23 protein-coding genes are annotated in these 20,789 nt (G+C 71.5%); 12 read left to right on the top strand and 11 right to left on the bottom strand.

Annotation, left to right across the window (positions count from 1 at the left end; all coding sequences use genetic code 11):
* Positions 1-4: 4 nt before the first annotated feature.
* The 4 genes from ABZ877_RS30945 to ABZ877_RS30930 all read right to left on the bottom strand — a co-directional run bounded on the left by ABZ877_RS30945 (position 5) and on the right by ABZ877_RS30930 (position 3,375).
* Positions 5-1,420, bottom strand: coding sequence for a glycosyltransferase family 2 protein (locus tag ABZ877_RS30945; RefSeq protein ID WP_361077802.1), 1,416 nt, complete (start codon positions 1,418-1,420; stop codon positions 5-7).
* A gap of 59 nt (positions 1,421-1,479) precedes the next feature.
* The gene (locus ABZ877_RS30940; RefSeq protein WP_361077799.1) at positions 1,480-1,641 is read right to left on the bottom strand and encodes a hypothetical protein; all 162 of its coding nucleotides are present in this window, start codon (positions 1,639-1,641) and stop codon (positions 1,480-1,482) included.
* Positions 1,642-1,679: 38 nt separating this feature from the next.
* Complete coding sequence (locus ABZ877_RS30935; protein ID WP_361077796.1) at positions 1,680-2,105, bottom strand: DUF6010 family protein; 426 nt, start codon at positions 2,103-2,105, stop codon at positions 1,680-1,682.
* Between the two features lie 79 nt (positions 2,106-2,184).
* The gene (locus ABZ877_RS30930) at positions 2,185-3,375 is read right to left on the bottom strand and encodes a winged helix DNA-binding domain-containing protein (RefSeq protein WP_361077792.1); all 1,191 of its coding nucleotides are present in this window, start codon (positions 3,373-3,375) and stop codon (positions 2,185-2,187) included.
* A 228-nt stretch (positions 3,376-3,603) separates the two neighbouring features.
* On the opposite strand from ABZ877_RS30930, the gene ABZ877_RS30925 reads away from it, so the two are divergent.
* The gene (locus ABZ877_RS30925; protein WP_361077789.1) at positions 3,604-4,626 is read left to right on the top strand and encodes an NADP-dependent oxidoreductase; all 1,023 of its coding nucleotides are present in this window, start codon (positions 3,604-3,606) and stop codon (positions 4,624-4,626) included.
* 31 nt (positions 4,627-4,657) lie between these two features.
* Positions 4,658-5,131, top strand: a complete 474-nt coding sequence (locus ABZ877_RS30920) for a MerR family transcriptional regulator (protein ID WP_361077786.1) — start codon at positions 4,658-4,660, stop codon at positions 5,129-5,131.
* 24 nt (positions 5,132-5,155) lie between these two features.
* On the opposite strand, the gene ABZ877_RS30915 is transcribed toward ABZ877_RS30920, so the two are convergent.
* Both ABZ877_RS30915 and ABZ877_RS30910 read right to left on the bottom strand, forming a co-directional pair.
* Positions 5,156-5,986: an SAM-dependent methyltransferase gene (locus ABZ877_RS30915; protein WP_361077783.1), complete on the bottom strand. Its 831-nt coding sequence runs from the start codon at positions 5,984-5,986 to the stop codon at positions 5,156-5,158.
* A 351-nt stretch (positions 5,987-6,337) separates the two neighbouring features.
* Positions 6,338-6,736: a VOC family protein gene (locus ABZ877_RS30910; RefSeq protein WP_361077780.1), complete on the bottom strand. Its 399-nt coding sequence runs from the start codon at positions 6,734-6,736 to the stop codon at positions 6,338-6,340.
* A gap of 226 nt (positions 6,737-6,962) precedes the next feature.
* Between ABZ877_RS30910 and ABZ877_RS30905 the strand changes: the two genes are divergently transcribed.
* The 5 genes from ABZ877_RS30905 (at position 6,963) to ABZ877_RS30885 (ending at position 12,536) form a co-directional block, all read left to right on the top strand.
* Positions 6,963-7,058 carry an Ms4533A family Cys-rich leader peptide gene (locus tag ABZ877_RS30905; protein ID WP_361077777.1) on the top strand — a complete coding sequence of 32 codons (96 nt, stop codon included), beginning with the start codon at positions 6,963-6,965 and terminating at the stop codon, positions 7,056-7,058.
* A gap of 183 nt (positions 7,059-7,241) precedes the next feature.
* On the top strand, positions 7,242-8,960 hold the full coding sequence (locus tag ABZ877_RS30900; protein ID WP_361077774.1) for an ABC transporter substrate-binding protein: 1,719 nt from the start codon (positions 7,242-7,244) through the stop codon (positions 8,958-8,960).
* A 2-nt stretch (positions 8,961-8,962) separates the two neighbouring features.
* Positions 8,963-9,961 (top strand): ABC transporter permease, encoded by a 999-nt coding sequence (locus ABZ877_RS30895; RefSeq protein WP_361077771.1) that lies wholly within the window; start codon positions 8,963-8,965, stop codon positions 9,959-9,961.
* Positions 9,958-10,947 carry an ABC transporter permease gene (locus ABZ877_RS30890; protein WP_361077769.1) on the top strand — a complete coding sequence of 330 codons (990 nt, stop codon included), beginning with the start codon at positions 9,958-9,960 and terminating at the stop codon, positions 10,945-10,947. The genes ABZ877_RS30895 and ABZ877_RS30890 overlap by 4 nt, the downstream gene beginning before the upstream one ends.
* Positions 10,944-12,536 carry an ABC transporter ATP-binding protein gene (locus ABZ877_RS30885; RefSeq protein ID WP_361077765.1) on the top strand — a complete coding sequence of 531 codons (1,593 nt, stop codon included), beginning with the start codon at positions 10,944-10,946 and terminating at the stop codon, positions 12,534-12,536. The genes ABZ877_RS30890 and ABZ877_RS30885 overlap by 4 nt, the downstream gene beginning before the upstream one ends.
* Here ABZ877_RS30885 and ABZ877_RS30880 read toward each other — a convergent pair.
* Positions 12,528-13,547 carry an alpha/beta hydrolase gene (locus ABZ877_RS30880; RefSeq protein ID WP_361077761.1) on the bottom strand — a complete coding sequence of 340 codons (1,020 nt, stop codon included), beginning with the start codon at positions 13,545-13,547 and terminating at the stop codon, positions 12,528-12,530. The two genes, ABZ877_RS30885 and ABZ877_RS30880, sit on opposite strands and share 9 nt — an antisense overlap.
* 122 nt (positions 13,548-13,669) lie before the next feature.
* Between ABZ877_RS30880 and ABZ877_RS30875 the strand changes: the two genes are divergently transcribed.
* The gene (locus ABZ877_RS30875; protein WP_361077757.1) at positions 13,670-14,260 is read left to right on the top strand and encodes a TetR/AcrR family transcriptional regulator; all 591 of its coding nucleotides are present in this window, start codon (positions 13,670-13,672) and stop codon (positions 14,258-14,260) included.
* A gap of 32 nt (positions 14,261-14,292) precedes the next feature.
* Here ABZ877_RS30875 and ABZ877_RS30870 read toward each other — a convergent pair whose 3' ends face one another.
* Positions 14,293-14,805, bottom strand: a complete 513-nt coding sequence (locus ABZ877_RS30870; protein WP_361077754.1) for a GNAT family protein — start codon at positions 14,803-14,805, stop codon at positions 14,293-14,295.
* Positions 14,806-15,006: 201 nt separating this feature from the next.
* Between ABZ877_RS30870 and ABZ877_RS30865 the strand changes: the two genes are divergently transcribed.
* Together ABZ877_RS30865 and ABZ877_RS30860 are read left to right on the top strand one after the other, a co-directional pair.
* Positions 15,007-15,135 (top strand): hypothetical protein, encoded by a 129-nt coding sequence (locus ABZ877_RS30865; RefSeq protein ID WP_361077751.1) that lies wholly within the window; start codon positions 15,007-15,009, stop codon positions 15,133-15,135.
* Positions 15,136-15,306: 171 nt separating this feature from the next.
* On the top strand, positions 15,307-16,314 hold the full coding sequence (locus ABZ877_RS30860; protein ID WP_361077748.1) for a teichoic acid biosynthesis protein C: 1,008 nt from the start codon (positions 15,307-15,309) through the stop codon (positions 16,312-16,314).
* 19 nt (positions 16,315-16,333) lie between these two features.
* On the opposite strand, the gene ABZ877_RS30855 is transcribed toward ABZ877_RS30860, so the two are convergent.
* Entirely contained in the window at positions 16,334-16,897 is a 564-nt protein-coding gene (locus tag ABZ877_RS30855; protein WP_361077745.1) for a TetR/AcrR family transcriptional regulator, read from the bottom strand.
* A gap of 143 nt (positions 16,898-17,040) precedes the next feature.
* Here ABZ877_RS30855 and ABZ877_RS30850 point away from each other — a divergent pair, with 143 nt between their 5' ends.
* Both ABZ877_RS30850 and ABZ877_RS30845 read left to right on the top strand, forming a co-directional pair.
* Positions 17,041-18,504 (top strand): MFS transporter, encoded by a 1,464-nt coding sequence (locus tag ABZ877_RS30850; protein WP_361077743.1) that lies wholly within the window; start codon positions 17,041-17,043, stop codon positions 18,502-18,504.
* Positions 18,505-18,616: 112 nt separating this feature from the next.
* A complete protein-coding gene (locus ABZ877_RS30845; RefSeq protein ID WP_361077856.1) occupies positions 18,617-19,495 on the top strand; it encodes an ion transporter in 879 nt (292 codons plus the stop codon).
* Here the strand turns inward: ABZ877_RS30845 and ABZ877_RS30840 are convergent.
* Both ABZ877_RS30840 and ABZ877_RS30835 read right to left on the bottom strand, forming a co-directional pair.
* Entirely contained in the window at positions 19,428-19,805 is a 378-nt protein-coding gene (locus ABZ877_RS30840) for a TspO/MBR family protein (protein WP_361077741.1), read from the bottom strand. The genes ABZ877_RS30845 and ABZ877_RS30840 overlap by 68 nt on opposite strands.
* Before the next feature lie 89 nt (positions 19,806-19,894).
* Complete coding sequence (locus ABZ877_RS30835) at positions 19,895-20,461, bottom strand: ABATE domain-containing protein (protein WP_361077739.1); 567 nt, start codon at positions 20,459-20,461, stop codon at positions 19,895-19,897.
* Between the last annotated feature and the right edge of the window lie 328 nt (positions 20,462-20,789).

Raw genomic sequence — 20,789 nt, 5'->3', positions numbered from 1 at the left:
CGGCTCAGGCCGGCCGACGGCGAGGTGCGCGGGTGACCTCGACTCCCTCGCGGGTGCCCCAGCGGCTCACGCGGTGGCAGGTGGCCATCGCGTAGAAGTACAGCGGGCGCAGGACGAGGGCCCGCCAGAGAGACGTCAGCGGGGCGAGGGTGAACAGGAGCAGGGCCTGGCGCAGGCGCATGTCGGTGCGGTGGACGGTGAACAGGCGCAGAGCCATCAGATAGCTCATGGCGGTGGCGATGACGACGCCGGCCAGGACGAGGGTGCCGGTGTGGGGGCGCAGGTTCGGGTCGGCGAGGATGACGGCGGGGATGGCGATGCCGAGCGCGATGTGGACGTACTCCGCGACCGTGGTCCAGAAGACGATGCCGGTCAGCGGCATGTAGCGCAGCCACCACAGGTGGCGGACGGTGGTGCCGCGCATCCAGCGCATCTGCTGCCGCAGGTAGTGCGACCAGCGTTCGGGCGCGAGGGTGAAGACGAGCGACGAGGGCTGGTGGACGGTGTCCCCGGCCAGGAGCCCGTAGAAGGTGAGCATGGAGTCGTCGTTCATCTGCATCGGGCGGCCGCGGAACGTCTCGTGCTCGTAGGCGCCGGCCGCCTCGCGGACGATGTGGGCCCGGTAGAAGGCGAGCGTCCCGGAGTTGATGGTGACGCGCCCGAGCACGGACTGGGCGGAGCGCAGCCCTCGGGTGAAGGGCAGGTAGAGCAGGTTGATCATGCGGGTCAGGGCGTTGGCGTCATGGTTGAGGACGACGACCTGACCGGCGACCGAGGTGACCTCGGCGTCCGCGAACGGCTTCAGCCCCTCGGCGATCGCCTCCGGGTCGAGAACGGAGTCGCTGTCGAGGGTGACGAAGACGTCCGCGTCGTCCGTCGCCAGGACGTGCATCTGGGCGTGGCGCTTGCCCCGGTTGGGGGTGCGGTCCCAGGTGACCTCGACACCGCGGGCGCCGGCGCGTTCGAACAGTTCGGCGCGGACGTCGTCGTAGGTCATCGGGGTGCCGTCCGCGTGGACGGAGCCGTCATCGACCACCCGGATCCTGTCCACGGGCCGGGTCTGCACGAGCAGGGAGTGCAGGCAACTGCGCAGGGCCGCGGGGTCCTCGTTGTAGACGGGGATCTGCACCGTCACCCTCAGCCGGTCCAGCTCGGCCTGTGCGTCGGGTGAGGCGGTGCGGGGCCGCTCCAGCCAGGACAGCGGCACCCACCACAGCAGCAGGAAGGAGACCAGCCACGGCACTACGGCGTCGTGGCCGCCGCCCGCGAGCGCCGCGATCGTGCTGTAGACGTGGGCCACGCCCCAGGCCAGGAACACCGTCAGCGGCACCGCCCCCAGCAGGACCAGGCCGAAGGAGGAGGCGTGCCAGGCGCGGGGCAGCGGCGCCACCCCCGGCCACCGCTTCGGTACGGTTCTCACGGCTACGGGTTCGGGGGCGGCGCCCGATCGCCCGCGTACACGGGCGAAGGTGCACGGGGTCACTGTTCGACCGGACCCTTGCCCCGCCGGAACGACGTCCTGACCAGGGCCGCCCCCGCGACCACGGCGACGAAGCTGGTGACCACCAGCCACACCTGCCCGGTCGCCAGCCCGGTGGCGGCCAGCGTGCTTCCGGGACCCACGATCGAGCCGTACGACATAGCGTCTCCTCAGGAAGAAGCTCAGAAGCGAGCGAAGATCAGCCCCCTATATGCCTTATATATGCCTTTTCGCGAGCACTGGCTCGCCGAGCCGCCTTCCTGGCGGACGCTCCGCCGCGGAAGCACCACAGGGCTATGACCGGGTCGCAGATGGCGCAGCCCAGGGATGCGTCGTGGAAGGACGGCAGGATCGGGCTGCCTTTGAGGTGATGGGCCACGTCCCAGGCGGTGTGGAGCAGCCAGCCGAATCCGATGAAGTGCCAGGAGTCCAGGCCGCGGAAGGCGATGTACGCCATGAGGGCGACGAACGGCAGCTCCCACAGGCCGAATCCTCCCCCGCTCAGATAGGCGGCGCCCGCGCCGCCCACCATGACGGCGTTGAAACGGCGTCGGTGCGGTTCGTCGATCAGGGACATCAGCAGGCAGTAGACGATGCCGATGATCACCGGTGCTACGAGGTTCATGGACGAAGTCAATCGACCGGCGCCGTGCCCGCCCAGTGGCACCGGTGCCAGCTTGCGACGGGAAAACGCCACGCCTCTCTCAGCCCGCCAGTTCCTCCTCCAGCCAGGTGCGGCCGCGTGTGCGGGCGGTCAGTCTGACGTCGCCGAGAGGGACGGCAAGGCGCTCCGCCTCCGCGCGGACCGCCGCCTCGGCGTCGGAGCCGACGTCCTCCAGGAAGCGGCACACGATCTCGCCGCTGCGGTCCTGGGCCCAGCCGCCGACGACGCGGCCGTCCCACCACAGGGACGGGCCGATGTTCCCGGCGCGGTCGAAGAGGCGCGGGCCGTGGTCGCCGAGGAACCAGTCGCGTTCGTGCCAGCCCATGGGGGTGGAGTCGAGCGCGGGGAGCAGCGCGGCCCACGGCTCCGGCTTCTCGGTCTCCTCCAGGTCGTCGGGCAGGAGCAGGCCCGTGCTGCCGCCGAGGTCGACCTCGACCGGTTCGAGTGCCGTCAGTACGCGCTTGACCTGTGTCTTGGTCCACCCCGCCCACCAGCGCAGATCGTCCGCCGTGGCCGGGCCGTAGGCGCGCAGCCAGCGCCGGGCGAGTTCTTCCTCGGCCTGGTGGGTGTCCCACTCGGCGAGGCCGCCGGGCAACCAGTCGGTCAGGGGTGCCCAGCGGTACTGGTGCGAGGTCCAGGAGCCGCGCGGCCGGCCGCGTACGATCCGGCCCTCGGCGGCGAGCAGGAGCAGCAGCCTGCTGGCGACCTTCTGCGTGCCCTCGTAGCTCTTGCCCGCCGAGAGGGTGACCGTCGTGCTGAGGCGCGGGTCGTCACCGGCGAGTTCGGCGGCGGTCGCCTCACCGCGTGCGGCGAGCGCGCGTACGGCGATGTCCTCGGTCTCGGCCAGCCAGGCGCGCACCCCCGCCTCGTCGTCCGCGACCCCGGACGCGGCCAGGAAGCCGAGGAGCTTGCGGCGTTCGCGCGCGGCCACCGCCTGGGAGCAGGCGGCCTGCATGACCGGGGCCACGTCGAGGGTGGTGACGAAGACGGTGCGGCGCATGCCGAGCAGGCGGATGAGGGTGCGGTCCTCGTAGAGCGCGCGTTCCACGTCCCGGACCGAGCCGTCGTTCGTGCGGGCCCAGGTGGCGACATAAACGGAGGACGGGTCGGTGCTGTGCAGGGCGAAGAGGTCGCCGGCCACCTCGACCGGACTCTTCGCGCGGGCGGCGACCGCCAGCCGGTGCCGTACGCCGAGCCGCGCCCGTCGTTCCGCCACGTCGATACGCCGCATGTCCGTCACTCCTTCGCGCCCCGGGCCCGCAATCCGCGTCCGTACGAGTCCGTACGAGCCCGTACGAGAGGGAAGCGTACGGGCGGGCCGGGCCGTCGGCGCACGGCCTGGAGCCGGCCGGAGTCCGACGGAATCCGTTGAGCGGCTCAGCGGCCTTGCCCCTCACCCGCACGTCAAGGGTTAGCGTCCGGGCACCGCACACGCCCTGCAACCTTGCGGAGGTCTCCCATGTCCGTACCGTCCACCGGTCTAGAGGTGCACCTGGCCGCCGTCCCCTCGGCGCTGCCCGGACCCGAGCACTTCCGGCTCGCCGAGGTACCGGTGCCACGCCCGTCAGCCGGTCAACTCCTCGTCCGGAACCGGCAGTTCCTGGTCTTCGCCGGGCTGCGCACCTTGCTGTCGCGCGAGGCGAAGGGGTTCCCGTTCCCGCCGTTGAAGCCCGGTGAGCCACTGTTCGGGCCCGCGTTCGGCGAGGTGGTGGCGACGGGTCCGGGCGGCGCGGACATCCCGGTCGGGACCCTCGTCACGCACATGCTCGGCTGGCGCGAGTACGCGGTCGTGGACGCGGGCGCCGTACAGGCCGTGCCCGACGGGCACCCCGATCCGGTGGCGCTGTTGTCCACGGCGTCCGCGGCCTACGGGGCGCTGACCCGGCTCACCCGGTTGCGGCAGGGCGAGACCGTCCTGGTCACGGGCGCGGCGGGCGGCGTCGGCACGCTGGCCGGTCAGGTGGCCCGGCTGCTCGGCGCGGGACGGGTGGTCGGCACGACACGCAGCCCCGGCAAGGTGGAGCGGTTGCGGCAGGAGCTCGGGTACGACGCCGTGGTGGTCCCCGGTCCGCGCCCCCTCGGCGACCAGCTCACCGAGGCCGCGCCGGACGGCTACGACGTGATCATCGACAATGTCGGCGGTGAACAGTTGAGCGCGGCGCTGGAGTTGACGCGGTCCGGCGCACGGGTGGGCGTCGTCGGCGCGCTGTCGGGTCAGTTCGATCCCGCGCGGCCCGGCAGCACCTCACCGGCCGTGATCGACACGTTTCTCCTGATCAAGCGCTCCGTGTCGCTGCTCGGCTACCAGACCGTCGATCACCCGGGGGTGGAGGAGGAGTGGCGCCAGCGGTTCACGGACTGGCTCCGCTCCGGGGACATCGTCTACCCGTACGTGGCCCTGTCGGGCATCGAACGGGCTCCTGGGGCGTTGCAAGAACTGCACCAGGGGCGGCACTTCGGAACCCTGGTCGTCAACATCTGACCGTCCGCACCATGAGGAGAAGGAGGCCCGGATGCGCATCGGGGACGCGGCGGCAGCCACCGGAACCACTCCGCGCGCTTTGCGCTTCTACGAGGAACGGGGCCTCCTGCCGCCCCCGCGCCGCACGGCGACCGGCCAACGCGACTACGCCGAACAGGACTTGGCCCGTATCCGCGTGGTGCGGCAACTGCTGTCGCTCGGCCTGACCGTGGCGGACGTACGGGCCTGCGCCGACCGCATCGACCTGCTCATCGCTCAGCCCGACCGCACCTGCACCGCCCCCGTGCCCGGTTCCGCGCCGGGCATCGTCCAGCTGCGGATCGACGCCCTGGACGCGGAGATCGAACGTCTCACGACGCTGCGGGCCAGGCTGGCACAGCAACTCGCGCCACCAGTGCGCCCCGGGCAGGGTGACGGCGCCGTACGCCGGTCCGGGCCGGTACGGAGACGATCGGCGGCGGGGTTCACGGGGCGCCGTAAGCCGGTCGAGGTCACTTCACCCTGATCCGCGACGAGTGACTTCAAGCGCTCAGGAGACGGACGGCGTTCCCTTGCGTCCGACCCCGCCGAACATCGCCACCTCCGCCGGTTCCTCGCCGTCGACGTTCTCCACGCGCCAGCGCGAGCACGAGACCACGCCGGGCTCCAGCAGCTCCAGGCCGTCGAAGAACCGCTCCACCTGTTGCGGCGTGCGCTGGTTCAGTCTCGGGGTGCCGTTCTCGTTCCAGAACGCGACAGCCGCGTCGACGTCCGGCATGGCGGGGCTGGTGATGGTGTGGGACAGCACGAGATGACTGCCGGGAGCCAACGCGTCGAGCAGGCGCCGGACGATCCCGTACGGATCCTCGTCATCGCCCACGAAGATGACCACGCCGAGCAAGATCAGGGCCACGGGCTGGCTGAGGTCGAGCGTCTTGGCTGCGTGCTCCAGAATTTCCTCGACATTGCGCAGATCGGCGTCGATGTAATCGGTCCTGCCCTCCGGCGAGCTGGTGAGCAGGGCCTGGGCGTGCCGCAGGACCAGGGGATCATTGTCGACGTAGACGATCCTCGACTCGGGGGCGATCCGCTGGGCCACTTCGTGCGTGTTGTCGACCGTGGGCAGGCCCGTGCCGATGTCGAGGAACTGCCGTATCCCGACCTCCTCGGTCAGGTACCGCACCGCGCGCCCCAGGAACGCGCGGTCGGCCTGGGCGTAGTCGGCTATACCCGGGTGCAGGCGCCGGATCTGCTCCCCCGCCGCCTCGTCCACGGGGTAGTTGTCCTTGCCGCCCAGCCAGTAGTTCCAGATACGCGCCGTGTGCGGCCTGCTCGTGTCGATCCTGTCACGCAGGTCGTCGGGGCGTGCGTCGCTTGTCACCGGGTCCACTCCTCGCACATGACGATCACGATGGGGCCCTCACTGTAAACGCCGGGTCGTCTTACGTGGCCGGTGGACGCCATCAACTCACGTAACCCGCCGGGCGATTGAGCGGACTCCCCACATCCCGGCGCTCATGTCACCGATGACAGCCGGCCAGACGCTGCCCCTGGTGACGCAAGGGGGGAGCCCCACTTCTCACACCCGGGCGGCGCCTCGTATCCGCCGAGATCGAGCCTCTCCCCCGCCGTCGGGAAACGCCCGCCGCTCGTCAGAGCCTGGCAGCGAAGGACGCCGGTCGGGATACCGATGGAGCACAGGACATGTGCCGCGGTCGAGGCGGCTCGGGGGTCACGCGCCCGCGCGGAGTGCCAGCCATTCCTGGAGTTCGATCAGGTTGCCCTCCGGGTCCTCCAGGTAAGCGACGCGCATACGGTCGCCCATCGGTCCCGGTTCCCGGAGGAATTCCGCACCTCGCGCGACGAGCGCCGTGTGCGTCGCGTCCAGGTCGTCCACGCGCAGCACCACCAGCGCGCGATGCCCTTCCCCCTCCTCCTGGAGCCGTTCCAGCACGTCGGCCATCTGCGCCCGGTCCTGCAGCGCGATCGCGGCGTGTCCGGTGTCGGGGCTGAGCTTGGCGTACGGGCCGTTCTCCGCCTCGTACTGGGGCTTCAGCCCGAGCACGTCCCGGTAGAAGCGGTAGACGGCGGTGAAGTCGGACACGAGCAGGCGGATCTGGGTGAGTTCCATGCCCCTATTTTTCACGCCGGACCACGGCTGGACAGCGACAACATGCCCCCGGCGCCGAAGAAGACAACCGGGCCCGTACGACACCGAGTTGATCCGGCCAGTGATCGCCCTCCGCGTCCGCGCATCCCGATCCGTAAGTCGCCCCGAACCCCATCAGTCCACATGTCGAGACGTCCGTCTCACCCCCGCGTTGACATCCCCCGGACCAGTGATTCATATTCCTGGCATGTCACGCAGCCCCTTCACCCTCGCGAACGCCGCCATCCGGCTGGCGCTCATCGGTGTGACCGGGCTCTGCGTCTCCGACGTCCACTGTTGCTGACGCCTGCCGGCGTGCGCGTCGCCCTTGTTCTCGACCGCGCACCCGCACCGCATCCCCCTTCACCCGCAGGCGCGGCAGACATGTCGGTCCCCGGCGATCCGGTCGCTTCCAGCTCTCCGATCCCTCGGTGCCGCCTGCGCGGTTTCATCCCGTTATGGCAGTTTTTCGAGAGGTCATGTCCTGATGCGTCAACCGCCCTTCATATCGCGCCGCCTCACCGCGGCGGCAGCCGTACTCGTCGTCGGCGCGGGCGCCGCGGCCTGCGGCCCCGAGGACAGCAAGGCCGGTTCCGCCGGAGCCTCGGGCACGCCGCACAAGGGCGGCACGCTGACCGTCCTGAACAGCAGCCCGCAGACCGACTTCGACCCCGCCCGGCTCTACACCTCCGGCGGCGGCAACATCCCCTCGCTCGTCTTCCGTACGCTCACCACGCGCAACCGCGAGGACGGCGCGGCCGGTGCCAAGGTCGTCCCGGACCTGGCGACCGATCTGGGCACGCCGAGCAAGAACGCCACCGTGTGGACGTACACGCTCAAGGACGGCCTGAAGTACGAGGACGGCTCCAAGATCACGAGCGCCGACATCAAGTACGGCATCGAGCGGTCCTTCGCCGCCGAGCTGTCCGGCGGCGCGCCCTATCTGCGGGACTGGCTGGTCGGCGGGGCCGACTATCAGGGCCCGTACAAGGACAAGAAGGGCCTCGACTCGATCGAGACGCCCGACGAGAAGACCATCGTCTTCCATTTGAACAAGCCCGAGGGCGAGTTCCCCTACCTCGCCACCCAGACGCAGACGACCCCGGTGCCGCGGGCCGAGGACAAGGGCACCAAGTACGAGCAGCACCCGCTCTCCTCCGGCCCGTACAAGGTCGTGAAGAATGAGGGCGACGGCGAGCATCTCGTCCTTGAGCGCAACACCCACTGGTCGGCCGCGACCGACGAGGAGCGCAAGGCCTACCCCGACCGGATCGACGTCCGCTCCGGTCTCGACTCCGCCGTCATCAACCAGCGGCTCTCCGCGTCGCGCGGCGCGGACGCCGCCGCCGTCACCACCGACACCAACCTCGGCCCGGCCGAACTCGCCAAGGTCAGCGGCGACAAGGACCTCGCCGCCCGCGTCGGGACCGGTCACTTCGGCTACACGAACTACATCGCCTTCAACCCGAAGGTGAAGCCGTTCGACGACCCGAAGGTGCGCCAGGCGATCGCCTACGCCGTCGACCGCTCCTCGGTGGTCAACGCGGCGGGCGGCTCCTCGCTCGCGGAGGCCGCGACCACCTTCCTGCCCGACCAGAAGTCCTTCGGCTACACGCCCTACGACCACTTCCCGGCCGGGAAGTCCGGCAACGCGGCCAAGGCCAGGGAGCTGCTGAAGGAGGCCGGTTTCGCGAAGAGCCTGACCGTCACCCTCACGCACTCCAACGAGAAGGACTTCGCCACCAGCCCGGAGATCGCCACCGCGATCCAGGAGGCGCTGAAGAAGGCGGGGATCACCGTCAAGCTCCAGGGCCTGGAGGACAACGACTACCAGGACACCATCCACGACGTGAAGACCGAGCCGGGCTTCTTCCTCGCCGGCTGGGGCGCCGACTGGCCCTCCGGCGGCCCGTTCTTCGCGCCGATCTTCGACGGCCGCCAGATCGTCAAGGCCGGATACAACTTCAACGCGGCCCAGCTCGACGACGCCTCGGTCAACAAGGAGATCGACGAGATCAACAAGCTGACCGACCTGAGCGCCGCCGCGAAGCGCTGGGGCGCGCTCGACAAGAAGGTCGGCGAGCAGGCCCTGACGGTGCCGCTGTTCCACCCGGTCTACAAGCGGCTCTACGGCAAGTCCGTCAAGAACGTCGTGATCAGTGACTGGACCGGTGTCCTCGACGTCTCGCAGGTCGCGGTCAAGTAGCCATGGCACAGACACTCCTCACCGAGGAGACGGAACGGGCGGGGGCCGTGGTCGCGGCCCCCGCCGCCGGGGGCCGTACGTTCTGGCGGCGCCTGCGGGCCCGCCGCGCGGCCCTCGTCGCGGGCGCGGTCGTCGCCCTCCTCGTCCTCGTCGCCCTCGCCGCACCCCTGCTCACCGCGATCGAGGGGCAGGACCCCACGACGTACCATCCGACGCTCGTCGACTCGGCGACCGGCGGCGTGCCGGTCGGCTCGTTCGGCGGGATCAGCGCCGATCACTGGCTCGGTGTCGAACCGCTCACCGGCCGCGACCTGTTCGCGCGTGTCGTCTACGGGGCACGTGTCTCGCTCGGCGTCGCCCTCACCGCGACCGTTGTCCAGGTGGCGATCGGTGTCGCCGTCGGGCTCGCGGCCGGGCTCGGCAACCGCTTCGTCGACCAGGCGCTGAGCCGCGTCACCGACGTGATGGTCGCCCTGCCGGTCATGGTCATCGCGCTCGGCGCCCTGGCCGTCGTCCCCGCGTCCTTCCCGCGCCCGGTCCTGATCGCGGTCGTCATCGGCCTCGTCGGCTGGGCGGGCACCTCGAAGATCGTGCGGGCGCAGACCCTCGCGCTCAAGTCGCTCGACCACGTGGCCGCCGCCCGGCTGAGCGGCTGGTGCGGCCGGCAGGTCGCCCGGCGCGAGCTGCTCCCGGCGCTGGCCGCGCCCGTCATCACGTACGCCGTGCTGCTCTTCCCCACCAACATCGTCGTGGAGGCGTCCCTGTCCTTCCTCGGTGTCGGCATCAAGCCGCCCACCCCGTCCTGGGGGCAGATGCTCAGCGACGCCGACACCTGGTACCAGGCTGCTCCGAGCTATCTGCTGATCCCGGCCCTGCTGCTGTTCGTCACCGTGCTCGCGCTGACCGTCCTCGGCGACGGCGTGCGCACCGCGCTCGACCCGCGCGCCGAGTCCCGGCTGCGGATCGGCACCGGCCGACGCGCGAAGGGAGCCGACGCATGAGGGGCTTCCTGCTCCGGCGCGCGGGCGGGGCGGTCTTCGTCCTCGTCGCGCTCAGCATCGTCGTCTACGCGGCCTTCTACGTCGCCCCCGGCGATGTCGCGCAGATCGCGTGCGGACCGCGTTGCTCCCCCGCGCAGGTCGCGCAGGTCAGCGACCAACTCCACCTCGGGGACCCGCTGTACGTGCAGTACGCCCACTTCGTCGAGGCCCTTTTCGCCGGGCGCGACTACTCGACCGGGACCGGGGTCATGCACTGCCAGGCGCCCTGCCTCGGCCTCTCCTACCAGAGCGACCAGCAGGTCACCGGCCTCATCCTGGCCAAGCTCCCGGCGACCGCCTCGCTCGTCGTCGGCGCCTTCGTGCTGTGGATCGTCCTCGGCGTCGGCACCGGGGTGCTCTCGGTGTGGCGGCGCGGCCGTGTCACCGAGCGCGTCCTGACCTGGGTCACGCTCGCGGGCATGGCCACCCCGGTCTTCGTCATCGGCCTGCTGCTCATCATCCTGCTGGTGACCTGGCTCCAGATCCTGCCGTTCCCGGACTACGTGCCGTTCACCGACGACCCCGAGCAGTGGGCGTGGAACCTGCTGCTGCCGTGGATCTCCCTCGCGTTGTTCTCCGCCGCCCCGTACGCCCGGATGACCCGCGCCTCGATGCTGGACACGCTCGCCGAGGACCACATCCGCACCTTCCGCGCGTACGGGGTCGGGGAGCGGACGCTGGTCGGGCGGCACGCCCTGCGCGGCGCGCTGGCCCCGGTCATCGCCCTCGCCGCGCTCGACGTCGGCTCGATGTTCGGCGGCGCCGTCCTGACCGAGTCCCTGTTCGGCATCCCCGGAGTGGGCCGGGAACTCGTCGACGCCGTCAAGACCGTGGACCTTCCGGTCGTCGTCGGCCTGGTGCTCACCACCGGGTTCTTCGTCGTCCTCGCCAACACCGTCGCGGACGTCCTGCACGCGATGGCCGACCGACGGGTGGTGCTCGCGTGAGCCTGGTCGAAGTCTCCGGTCTCTCCGTCTCGTTCGGCGACGTGCGGGCCGTACGGGACCTGTCGTTCTCCCTCGAACCGGGCCGCGCGCTCGGCGTCGTCGGCGAGTCGGGGTCCGGCAAGAGCGCGTCGGCGTACGCGCTGCTCGGCCTGCATCGCGGTACGGGCGCCCAGGTCACCGGTTCGGTGAAGGTGGCCGGGGTGGACGTGAACGCGGCGGACGACGCCGAGCTGCGTTCCCTGCGCGGCGGCCGGGCCGCGATGGTCTTCCAGGACCCGCTGTCCTCGCTCGACCCGTACTACGCCGTCGGCGACCAGATCGCCCAGGTCTACCGGGTGCACCACCGGGTGTCCCGGCGCGCGGCGCGGGCGCGGGCCGTCGAGGTCCTCGAACGGGTCCGCATCCCGGACGCCGCGCGGCGCGCGCGGTCCAGGCCGCACGAGTTCTCCGGCGGCATGCGGCAGCGGGCGCTCATCGCGATGGCACTCGCCTGCGAGCCACAGCTCCTCATCGCCGACGAGCCGACCACCGCCCTGGACGTCACGGTGCAGGCCCAGATCCTCGACCTGCTGCACCAATTGCGTACCGAGACGGGAATGGGCCTGCTCCTCGTCACGCACGACGTGGCGGTCGCGGCGGAGTCGGTCGACGACGTGCTCGTCATGCGGTCGGGCGAGGCCGTGGAACGGGGGCCGGTCGGTGACGTACTGCTGGCGCCGCGCGAGCCGTACACGCGGGCGCTGCTCGCGGCGGTCCCCCGCATCGCGGCGGCTCCCGCGCCCAGGACGCCGCTCCCGGTGGCTGACGACGCGCCGGAACCGCCGCTGATCGAAGCCGTCGACGTCGTGCGGGTCTTCGGCAAGGGCGCGTCGGCCCACACCGCCGTCGACGGTGTCTCCGTCGCCGTCCGCCGGGGTGAGACCCTCGGCATCGTCGGCGAGAGCGGCAGCGGCAAGACCACGCTCGGGCGGATGCTCGTCGGGCTGCTCGACCCCACGTCCGGCAGCCTCTCCCGGCGGGGGCGCGTGCAGATGGTGTTCCAGGACCCGCAGTCCTCCCTCAACCCGCGCCGCTCCATCGGCGAATCGGTCGCCGACCCGCTGCGGGCGTCCGGCGAGCGCGACGAGGGTGCCATCCGCTCCCGCGTCGGGGATCTCCTCGAACGGGTCGGCCTCGACGCCGGGCTCTACGACCGCTACCCGCACGAGTTCAGCGGGGGCCAGCGCCAGCGGGTCGGGATCGCGCGCGCCCTGGCCGGGGACCCGGACCTGATCGTCTGCGACGAGGCGGTCTCCGCGCTCGACGTGACGACGCAGGCCCAAGTGGTCGCGCTGCTCGGCCGGTTGCAGCGCGAGCTGGGCCTGGCCCTGGTCTTCATCGCGCACGACCTCGCCGTCGTACGGCAGGTCAGCGACCGGGTCGCGGTCATGCGCGGCGGCCGGATCGTCGAGGAGGGCGACGCGGAGACGGTGTACGCGGACCCGCAAGACCCCTACACGCGGCAGCTCCTCGCGGCCGTCCCGGCGCTCGACCCGGCACTGGCGGCGCAACGCCGTTCGGAGCGGGCGGAGTTGGCGCCTTCAGTCTGATGGGCGGGGCGCCCCGGCCGTGCCGACCGCCTCAGCGGTACGGGGCACGGCCGGGGCCGCTCGCCGGGCGGCGGGACGCGGACCGGCTGCGGTGAGGAAGTCGGTCAGCGCGGCAGCGACGGCGCCGGGCTGTTCGTCGGGGATGAAGTGCCCCGCGTCCGGCACGACGACGCCTGTGGTGCGGTCGGCCCACGGTTCGAGCGAGGCCGCCATGTCGGGGATGGAGCCGTGGCTGCCGGAGATCCCGAGGAGCGGAACCGTCAGGCGCTGCCGGGCCAGCGCCTCGTGGTTCTTCCGCGCCGACTCGGCGGCGTCCCGGTAGTAGGCCAGGGACGCGCGCAGACCACCGTCGGCGGCCACGGACGCGGCGTACCGCTCGATGTCGGCGTCGTCGAAGGTGGCGGAGGAGCGGGTCTTGGCCTTCAGGAACCAGCCGACGTACTCCCGTTCACGGCCCGTGAGCAGCGTCTCGGGGAGGTCGGGCACGAGGTGGAAGGCGAAGTGCCACGTCTTGTACGCCTGTCCCGGGTCGGTCGGGACGGCGTCGGGCAGGGTGATGCCGGGTATGCCGGCGTCGAGCAGGGCCAGACCGTGCAGCGCGCTCCGGTACCGCAGGGCGAGGGAGAACGCGACCCAGGCGCCGATGTCGTGGGCGGCCAGCCAGTACGTCGAGACCCCGAGCGCCCTGACCGCGGCGTGGACGTGCGCGGCGACCGTGTGCGTGTCGTAGCTGATGTGCGGGCGTTTGGAGTGGCCCTGGCCCGGCAGGTCGAGCGCGACGACGCGGAAGCGGTCGGCGAGCTGCGGCATCACCTCGCGCCAGGCCCACCAGGTCTGCGGGAACCCGGCGAGCAGGACGACGGCCGGCCCGTCCGGCCTGCCGCCCTGGACCGCGTGGAGCCGGACGCCGTCCGCGTCGACCCAGCGGTGGGAGAAGCCGGCCAGGCCGGGCAGCGGCAGGCCGGGGACGGGGTTGCTCGGCTCGTGCGGGGCGCCTGCTGAGTCGTTCATGTCTCTCCTCCAGCCAACAGGTCCCGGTCGAGGACCCTGACGCGACCCTAGCCCATCTTGAACCGATCAGTTCAAGATGGGATGATGGTCCGCGGGACGACAGACCAGGAAGAGGCGCCCGCATGGCAGGCAAGAAGCAGTTCGACATCGACACGGCGCTCGACGCCGCGATGATCCAGTTCTGGCGGTCCGGCTACGCGGACACCTCGGTCGACGACCTGTCCCGGGCGACCGGACTCAACCGCAGCTCCATCTACTCCTCCCTCGGCGACAAGGACACGCTGTTCCTGCGCTGCCTCGAGCGCTACACCACGCGCTACGGCGGCAAGTACGACGCCGCGTTGTCCCGCGCCGCCGACGCGCCCCTGGCCGCCGCGCGGGCGTTCTTCGACATCACCCTGGACCGCATCGCGGACCCCGACCTGCCCGACGGATGCCTGGTCGCCCAGACCGTCATGGCGACCCCGGTCCTGAGCGCGAGCATCGCCGCACGGGCACGGGAGGCGATCGGCTTCCAGCACACCCGGTTGCGCGCCGCGATGAGCGCGGCCCGCCTGCCCGACGAGACCGCCGAGTCCTACGCGACCCACCTCGCCGCCGTCAACCAGTCCCTCGCCGTCATGAGCAGAGCCGGAACGAGCACCGAGCACCTGCGCGCCATCGTCGACGTGACACTGGACGCACTCGCCCGGAGCCTCGGTCCGGCCGACTGAAAGGCGGGCCCGGCCTCCTGCGCTCGTTGATGTCAGCGCTGGGTGGAGGGCGGCAACGGCAGTTCGGCGCGGATGTCGTCGGTGTTCCCGTCGGCGACAAGCAGCGCGCCATTTCGGCGCAGCGCGGCAAGTGCCGCCGTGTTGTGGGCCAGTGTGTCCGCGACGACCACCTGGGCGCCGGCTTCCGCGGCCTCTTCCAGGAGCAGGCCGAGCGCGGCGGTCCCCACCCCGTGGCCGCGCCATGAGCGGGCGAGCCACATGCCGGTCTCCAGGGCGTCGGGGCGGTCGCGGAGGGCCAGCCGGGCCGAGCCCACGATCCGTACGTCGTACGTGATCGCGAAGGTACGTTCCCGCAGGGGGCCCGTGAGTCCGGCGCGGCGGGCTCGATGCCACGCCCGGAAGGCCTCCCGACGCTCGGGGGTCCATCCCGGCGGACCCGCGACCGGCGGCATGACCTCCTCGGGCGTCGCGTCCTCCACGGCGACCGCGAGGAGTTCCTCCAGCGTCCCCTCGTCGACCTGTCGCAATGTCACCCGCCCGGTCATGCCGGTTCCTCCCACGCTGAGCGCCGCACACCGTGCGTCGATCCTCACGCGCTGTCCGGCGCGGCGCGAGCGGTTTTCCCGCGTCGCGGTCGGCGCCGGCCGGCGCCGAGAAATCGTACAAGTCAACCGTTCGCCCCAGGCTCGCGGTGTAGGAGGGTGAAACGCTGTTAGAGGCGGACGCTTCCGGTCATTGATCCCCGCATGAAGCAGACGACGCACGCGGCGCACGCCGTCCTCGTCCTGTCCTCCGCCACCCCGGCCACCCTCGCCCCCGCGGCTGTCCCCGCCGGGCGATCGGAGCCGCCGGGACCGGACGGCGAGCACGTATAGGCCGCGACGCCCGTCCCACCGCTTCCACCAGCCCGGTCGGCGCGCGGCGCGGGCCGCCCGTCGTGGCGGTGCCCGCACGCACCTCGTACCAACCGCCCGGTGGCAGGGCACGCCGCTGTGCCCGTGCGCCGGTCGCCCCACCACACGTCGACAAGCCGAGAGGTGGCCTCCATGGCCGACTTCGTCCCCCAGCCGCCCACCCGCAGGAACGCGCTCGGGCTCGCAGCCCTCCTCGCCCTGAACCTGGGGCTCCCGGCCTCGGCGGCGCGCGCCGCCACGACGGACGCCGGGGACGACGCGCTCGGGCGGTCCGCGCCGGGAACCGCCTGGCTGACCAAGGTCCGCCTGCGGCACGGCACCGTGATGCAGTCGTTCGCCTTCGACGAGGCACACCACTGCCTGTACGCGTTGCAGGTCATGCAGGGCGGTGTCCGGTTGCCGGGCGAGAAGCGCACGTACACGCACGACGAGCGCGCCCGCAACGGGGACCTGTGCCTCAACCGGCTGAACTACCGTGGCGTCCTCACCGGTTCCATGTTCCTCAAGGGCTTCGGTCACGGCGGGGCGATGGGCGTCGAGCGGCACGGCAAGGGCACCAGGCTGTGGACGGAGTGGGACGCGCATCCGGCCTCCGGCTACGGTCGTGGGGTCTGCGCGTTCCAGTTCGTCGACGGCCGCGTCCTCACCCGTCACAGCGGCCGTCTGGCCACCTACCACCCCGTGCCGGGCTCGACCAGCAACAGCGTCACCATCGACGGGGGCCGCCGCAGGCTCCTGCTGCGCTACAAGACGCAGGGCGGGCCGCGGTTCGCGGTGTACGACCTCGCCCGTTTCGTCGCCCGGGAGTTCCGCCCGCTCGCCGACTTCCCGCAGCCCGACGCCCATCTCGGCCTGCCGTTCCAGGGCATGGCGCTGACCGGCAACACGCTGTACCACCTCATGGGCAGCGGCTACGGCCCCCACAACCCCCCGGCGTCGGGCGGCAACACCTACCTGGGCCGCGTCAACTGGCAGACCGGCGTCTCGCAGGTGGACTTCCCGGACCGTACGGCACCGCACCTGAGCCCGCGCGAGCCGGAAGGGCTCGCCGTACGGCACAGCAACCGGCGCCTCTACCTGGGGTTCACGCAGGGAGCGCCGGGCCACAGGCGTTTCTCCCTCTACTCGAAGGGGTTGTAGTCCGCCGCGTCCGGCTCGGTCAGAGGATCCGGTCGACCAAGTCGTCGACGTAGTCCGGGGTGAGGCCCATGCCGAAGAGGACGCGGATGTACATGGGGGCCAGGACGTGGTCCAGGAAGTCGAGCGCGTCGGGGGGGTTCTCGCCGCGGTCGTGTGCGCGGTCGAGCATGGACTGCAGTTGCCGGGTGCGTTCGGCGCGGAGGGCGTCGCGCGCCCGCACGCCGTCCTCGCCGGTGCCGGAGAGGGCGAAGGCGAGGCGCAGGAGCGCGAGGCCGTCGGGTCCGGTGATCTCCCGGGCGACGTTCGCGGCGTAGGTGCGCAGGTCGCCGTCGAGGCTCCCGGTGTCGGGCATCGGCGACTGCGCGTTGAGGCGGCTCAGCGTGACGTCGCTGAGCAGCGCCTCCAGGCTGCCCCACCGGCGGTAGACGCTGCTGTCGGCCACGCCCGCGCGGGTCGCGATGTCGCGGACGGTGAAGTTGCCGTAGCCGCGCTCGTTGACGAGGTCGGTGACGGCTTGGTGCACCTGCGCGGCGACGCGGGCGCTGCGTCCGCCGGGCCGCCGGGATCGCTCTGACTCGCTCATGGTCACCACCTTAACGCAGTAGGGAGTTGCGTTTGCGCGACGTCGGCCTTACAGTCCTTAACGCAGCCGTCGGCTGCTTTAAGGACGCTCTGAGGCTGACCACATCGGCTTGGAGCGGCCGACCGACAAGCGAGAGGAACCCCATGACCGCATCACCCGCGGCGCCCGCGGCACCTGTAGGCAGTCGCCCGAACCGGGTCGTCCTGCTCACGGTGGCCTGCCTGGGTCAGTTCATGGTCCTGCTCGACAACACGATCGTCGGCGCCGCGCTGCCCGACATGCGGGACCGGCTGAACACCGGGCTGACCGGCCTGCAGTGGATCGTCGACGCGTACGTCCTGCTGGTCGCCATGCTGTTGCTGTCCGGCGGCGTCTTCGCCGACCGGTTCGGCCGCAAGCGGGTCTACCTGACCGGCGTCGCGGTCTTCACCGCCGCCTCGCTCGTGTGCAGCCTCGCGCCCTCGCTCGGCTGGCTGATCACCGGCCGGGTGCTTCAGGGCATCGGCGCCGCCGCGCTCAGCCCCGCCTCGCTCGCCCTGCTCGCCGCCGCCTACCCCGTACCCCGGGAACGCGTCAAGGCGATCGGGCTGTGGGCCGGGCTCAGCGGCATCGGCCTGGCCGCGGGCCCCGTGGCCGGCGGCGTACTGACGGAGGCCTTCGGCTGGCCCGCCATCTTCCTCGTCAACCTGCCCATCGGCGTGCTCCTTCTCCTGCTCGGTCTGCGCTGCCTCGAAGAGACCCGCAATCCGCACGCCCCCGCGCTCGACGTCCCGGGCACGGCACTGTCGGTCTTGGCGGTCGGCGTGCTGACGTACGCACTGATCGAGGGCGGCGCCCGGGGCTGGACGTCACCGCTGATCCTCGGCGCTTTCGCCATCGCGGCGGTCCTGCTCGCCGCCTCCGTCACCGTCGAGGCGCGTCATCCCGCTCCGATGCTGCCCCTGCGACTGTTCCGGCAGCGCCTGTTCACCGTCTCCAACACCGCCATGGTCGTGACGGGGTTCGCGTTGATGGGTTCCTCGTTCTTCTTCTCCCAGTTCTTCGTGTACGTACAGGGCAGCTCGATCCTGCGCGCCGGACTGCAGACGCTGCCCGTCTCCCTCGCCATGGTGGTCGTCAGCCCCTACGCGGGCCGGCTCGCCGCGCGGTACGGGTTCCGCGTCGTGGTCACCGTCGGCCTGGCCCTGGCAGGACTGGGGCTCCTGGCGCTCGGCACGGTGCACGCCGACACCGGTTACGGAAACGTGTGGTGGCGCCTCGCCGTCGTCGGCACCGGCTTCGCCCTGACCATGTCGCCGCTGACGGGAGCCGCCATCCAAGCGGTCAGCCCGCACGAAGGCGGCCTCGCCTCGGGCATCAGCAGCACGACCCGGCAGATCGGCGCGGTGCTCGGCGTGGCGTTGCTCGGCGCCGTCGTCCGCACCCGGCAGTCGGGCGGCGCCTCCTTCGAAGCGGGCCTGAACAGCGCCTTCCTCGCCGCCGGAGCCGTCACGCTGGCCACCGCCGTGTTCACCGGCCTGTGGCTGGCGCGATCCAGGCCCGAGGAAAGCCCCACCGGCCCGCTTACGGTCACCGCCCCGAACGAGGCGGCGGCGCACAGCCGTTGACACCGCCGGGCCGACACCTCTGCCGCCAGACATAGTGACCGGCGACGGGACGACCGGCGATCCCGACCACCCACGGGGCACGTAAGATCCACTTCCCGTGAGCAGCAACACGATCCGCTTAACCGACCCGCCCCGCAGGGCCGCCGCCGTCGCCGCCAGAGCCCGGTCCGTCACGGACGCCCGCTGGTTCGCCGTCACCGTCTTCGCGGTGATCCTCGCCAACGCGGCGGTCCTCGGCATCGAGACCTACAGCGGCGTCAGCGACCGCTTCGACGACGAGTTGAAGGTGGTGGAACACGCCTTCCTGACCGTCTTCACGGCGGAGATCCTCCTGCGGATCGCCGCACACGCCGACCGCCCGCGCGCCTTCTGGCGCGACCCGTGGAACCTGTTCGACGTGGCGGTCGTGGTGTGCGCGTTCCTGCCCGTCGTCCGCGAGAACGCCACCGTGCTGCGCCTGCTGCGGCTCGCCCGCGTGCTGCGCGCCGCCCGCTTCCTGCCCCAACTGCGCATCGTGCTCGTCGCGGTGGGCCGCAGCCTGCCCGGCACGGTCAGCTTCCTGCTCGTCGGCGGTCTGCTGCTGTACGTGTACGCGATGGTGGGCTGGGTCTTCTTCGCCGCCGCCGACCCCGAGCACTTCGGCTCCATCGGACGCGCGGTGCTCACCCTCTTCCTGCTCATGACGCTCGACGGCCTCGGCGACGCGGTCCGCGCCGGCCTCGAGATCTCCCGCTGGAGCATCGTCTACTACGCCTCCTACGTCCTCATCGCCTCCTTCGTCCTGGTCAACGTCCTCATCGGCGTCGTCATCAACTCCCTCGACGAGGCCCGCACCATGGAGGAACCCACCACCGAGGCGACTCCGCCGCCGCCCCCACCGGCCACGCCTCCCACCCTCTCGGAAGACGAACTCCGCCAGCGCATCACCACGGCGCGCAGAGCGCTGGACGAGCTTGAGGAAGGCTTGGCGAGCCTCTCCGCACCGCGCTGACGGCTAGGGCCGCGTAAGGCGTGCGGGATTTGAAGAAGGACCAGCCGAAAGCGGCGTTCAGGGCGAGGTTGGTCGTCAGGGCGCGGGTCCAGCCGCGGCGCTCGTCCCGGGTCGCGCGGTGCAGGACGCGGCCGCCGGCGGCCGCGATGGAGACGTACAGCGGTGTCCAGACCGCGCCGAAGGCGGCCGGGGGCGGTTGCCACGGCGGCTTGCTCAGGGAGCGGTACCAGGCGTTGTCCGGATCGATGCCGAGCGACCCCGTCAGCGCCGCGGCCGCCACGCCCGCGCTCACGGGGACGTAACTGCGCATGGCGTCCAGCGTCGGCCGTGCTGCCGACGGCTGGGACAAAGCAGTCAGTAGCCTCATGCCCCACGGGTTCCCCGCGCTCGGCCCGCCACTCAGTCCGTACGAGGGTCAGGGCCCGAGGCCGCTTTGCGGCGGCGACGGTAGGCCGTGGCGTTGGCCCGGCTGCCGCACGACAGCTTGTCGCACCAGCGGCGGCTCCCGGCGCGTGACCGGTCCAGGAAGAGCCGGGTGCAGGTCGAACCGGCGCAGGGACGTACGAGATGCCGGTCGTCGCCGCCGAACAGTTCACCCGCCCTGGTCGCAACGGTGGCCATGACCTGCTCGATGTCGCCCCGACGTTCGACCCGGCCCAGCGCTTGGAGGGCGACGGTGACCTGGGGGCCGGAGGCCCGTTCGCGGATGAGCCGGACGTCGGCCGCGTCGGCCTGTGCGCCGCGCTCCGCCGCGACGGCCGTGCGGTAGACGGCCTCGCGCAACAGCAGGGCGCGTTCGAGCGCCGCGCGGGTCACCTGCCCCGGGTCGTCGGTCAGCCCGGCCTGTACGGCCCAGGCGGCGAGATCGGCCGGCTCCGTGAGCAGCTCGATGGGATAGCTGGTGCGCCAGGTCAAGGTCGCGGCGAAGTCCAGGGCCACGTGATCGCTGACGAAGGTGAAGTGCACGGGTTCAGTGTGGCGTCCACCGGCATGCGATCGCAAGATCGTGGAATCAGACCCTTGACCGATGACGCCGGATCGCCCGAAGCCCCGAGTGACCCGGCGCCCCTCTCTCCCCGCCCGCATCCGCTCGCGCCACCCGTCCCCGGTGCCACGCACCGCCTGGTAGGAGGGCACATGAGTACGTCCCCACCATCCGCCTCCACCCCTTCCACGGCCCCCCGGCTCATCCACTACTTAGACGCCATTTCAGTTGGCTGGATCTTGCGGCAGTCTGGGGTGATGACTGCTGCGCTTGTCGAGCGGATGGCGCCGGAAGAGTTGTGGACGTTGT

Source organism: Streptomyces sp. NPDC046939, assembly GCF_040644575.1.
In the GTDB taxonomy this organism is placed as follows: domain Bacteria; phylum Actinomycetota; class Actinomycetes; order Streptomycetales; family Streptomycetaceae; genus Streptomyces.
Note: the sequence above shows the minus strand (reverse complement) of the source record. Positions and strands in the feature narration are given on the sequence as shown.

What these genes read in the sequence shown, in the direction of transcription:
- ABZ877_RS30860 (WP_361077748.1), top strand. Translation starts at nt 15,307, where the DNA reads ATGGCCGACTTCGTCCCCCAGCCGCCCACCCGCAGGAACGCGCTCGGG.
- ABZ877_RS30910 (WP_361077780.1), bottom strand. Translation starts at nt 6,736, where the DNA reads ATGGAACTCACCCAGATCCGCCTGCTCGTGTCCGACTTCACCGCCGTC.
- ABZ877_RS30855 (WP_361077745.1), bottom strand. Translation starts at nt 16,897, where the DNA reads ATGAGCGAGTCAGAGCGATCCCGGCGGCCCGGCGGACGCAGCGCCCGC.
- ABZ877_RS30865 (WP_361077751.1), top strand. Translation starts at nt 15,007, where the DNA reads ATGAAGCAGACGACGCACGCGGCGCACGCCGTCCTCGTCCTGTCCTCC.
- ABZ877_RS30890 (WP_361077769.1), top strand. Translation starts at nt 9,958, where the DNA reads ATGAGGGGCTTCCTGCTCCGGCGCGCGGGCGGGGCGGTCTTCGTCCTC.
- ABZ877_RS30905 (WP_361077777.1), top strand. Translation starts at nt 6,963, where the DNA reads ATGTCACGCAGCCCCTTCACCCTCGCGAACGCCGCCATCCGGCTGGCG.
- ABZ877_RS30940 (WP_361077799.1), bottom strand. Translation starts at nt 1,641, where the DNA reads ATGTCGTACGGCTCGATCGTGGGTCCCGGAAGCACGCTGGCCGCCACC.
- ABZ877_RS30880 (WP_361077761.1), bottom strand. Translation starts at nt 13,547, where the DNA reads ATGAACGACTCAGCAGGCGCCCCGCACGAGCCGAGCAACCCCGTCCCC.
- ABZ877_RS30850 (WP_361077743.1), top strand. Translation starts at nt 17,041, where the DNA reads ATGACCGCATCACCCGCGGCGCCCGCGGCACCTGTAGGCAGTCGCCCG.
- ABZ877_RS30870 (WP_361077754.1), bottom strand. Translation starts at nt 14,805, where the DNA reads ATGACCGGGCGGGTGACATTGCGACAGGTCGACGAGGGGACGCTGGAG.
- ABZ877_RS30900 (WP_361077774.1), top strand. Translation starts at nt 7,242, where the DNA reads ATGCGTCAACCGCCCTTCATATCGCGCCGCCTCACCGCGGCGGCAGCC.
- ABZ877_RS30895 (WP_361077771.1), top strand. Translation starts at nt 8,963, where the DNA reads ATGGCACAGACACTCCTCACCGAGGAGACGGAACGGGCGGGGGCCGTG.
- ABZ877_RS30875 (WP_361077757.1), top strand. Translation starts at nt 13,670, where the DNA reads ATGGCAGGCAAGAAGCAGTTCGACATCGACACGGCGCTCGACGCCGCG.
- ABZ877_RS30920 (WP_361077786.1), top strand. Translation starts at nt 4,658, where the DNA reads ATGCGCATCGGGGACGCGGCGGCAGCCACCGGAACCACTCCGCGCGCT.
- ABZ877_RS30935 (WP_361077796.1), bottom strand. Translation starts at nt 2,105, where the DNA reads ATGAACCTCGTAGCACCGGTGATCATCGGCATCGTCTACTGCCTGCTG.
- ABZ877_RS30840 (WP_361077741.1), bottom strand. Translation starts at nt 19,805, where the DNA reads ATGCGCAGTTACGTCCCCGTGAGCGCGGGCGTGGCGGCCGCGGCGCTG.
- ABZ877_RS30930 (WP_361077792.1), bottom strand. Translation starts at nt 3,375, where the DNA reads ATGCGGCGTATCGACGTGGCGGAACGACGGGCGCGGCTCGGCGTACGG.
- ABZ877_RS30925 (WP_361077789.1), top strand. Translation starts at nt 3,604, where the DNA reads ATGTCCGTACCGTCCACCGGTCTAGAGGTGCACCTGGCCGCCGTCCCC.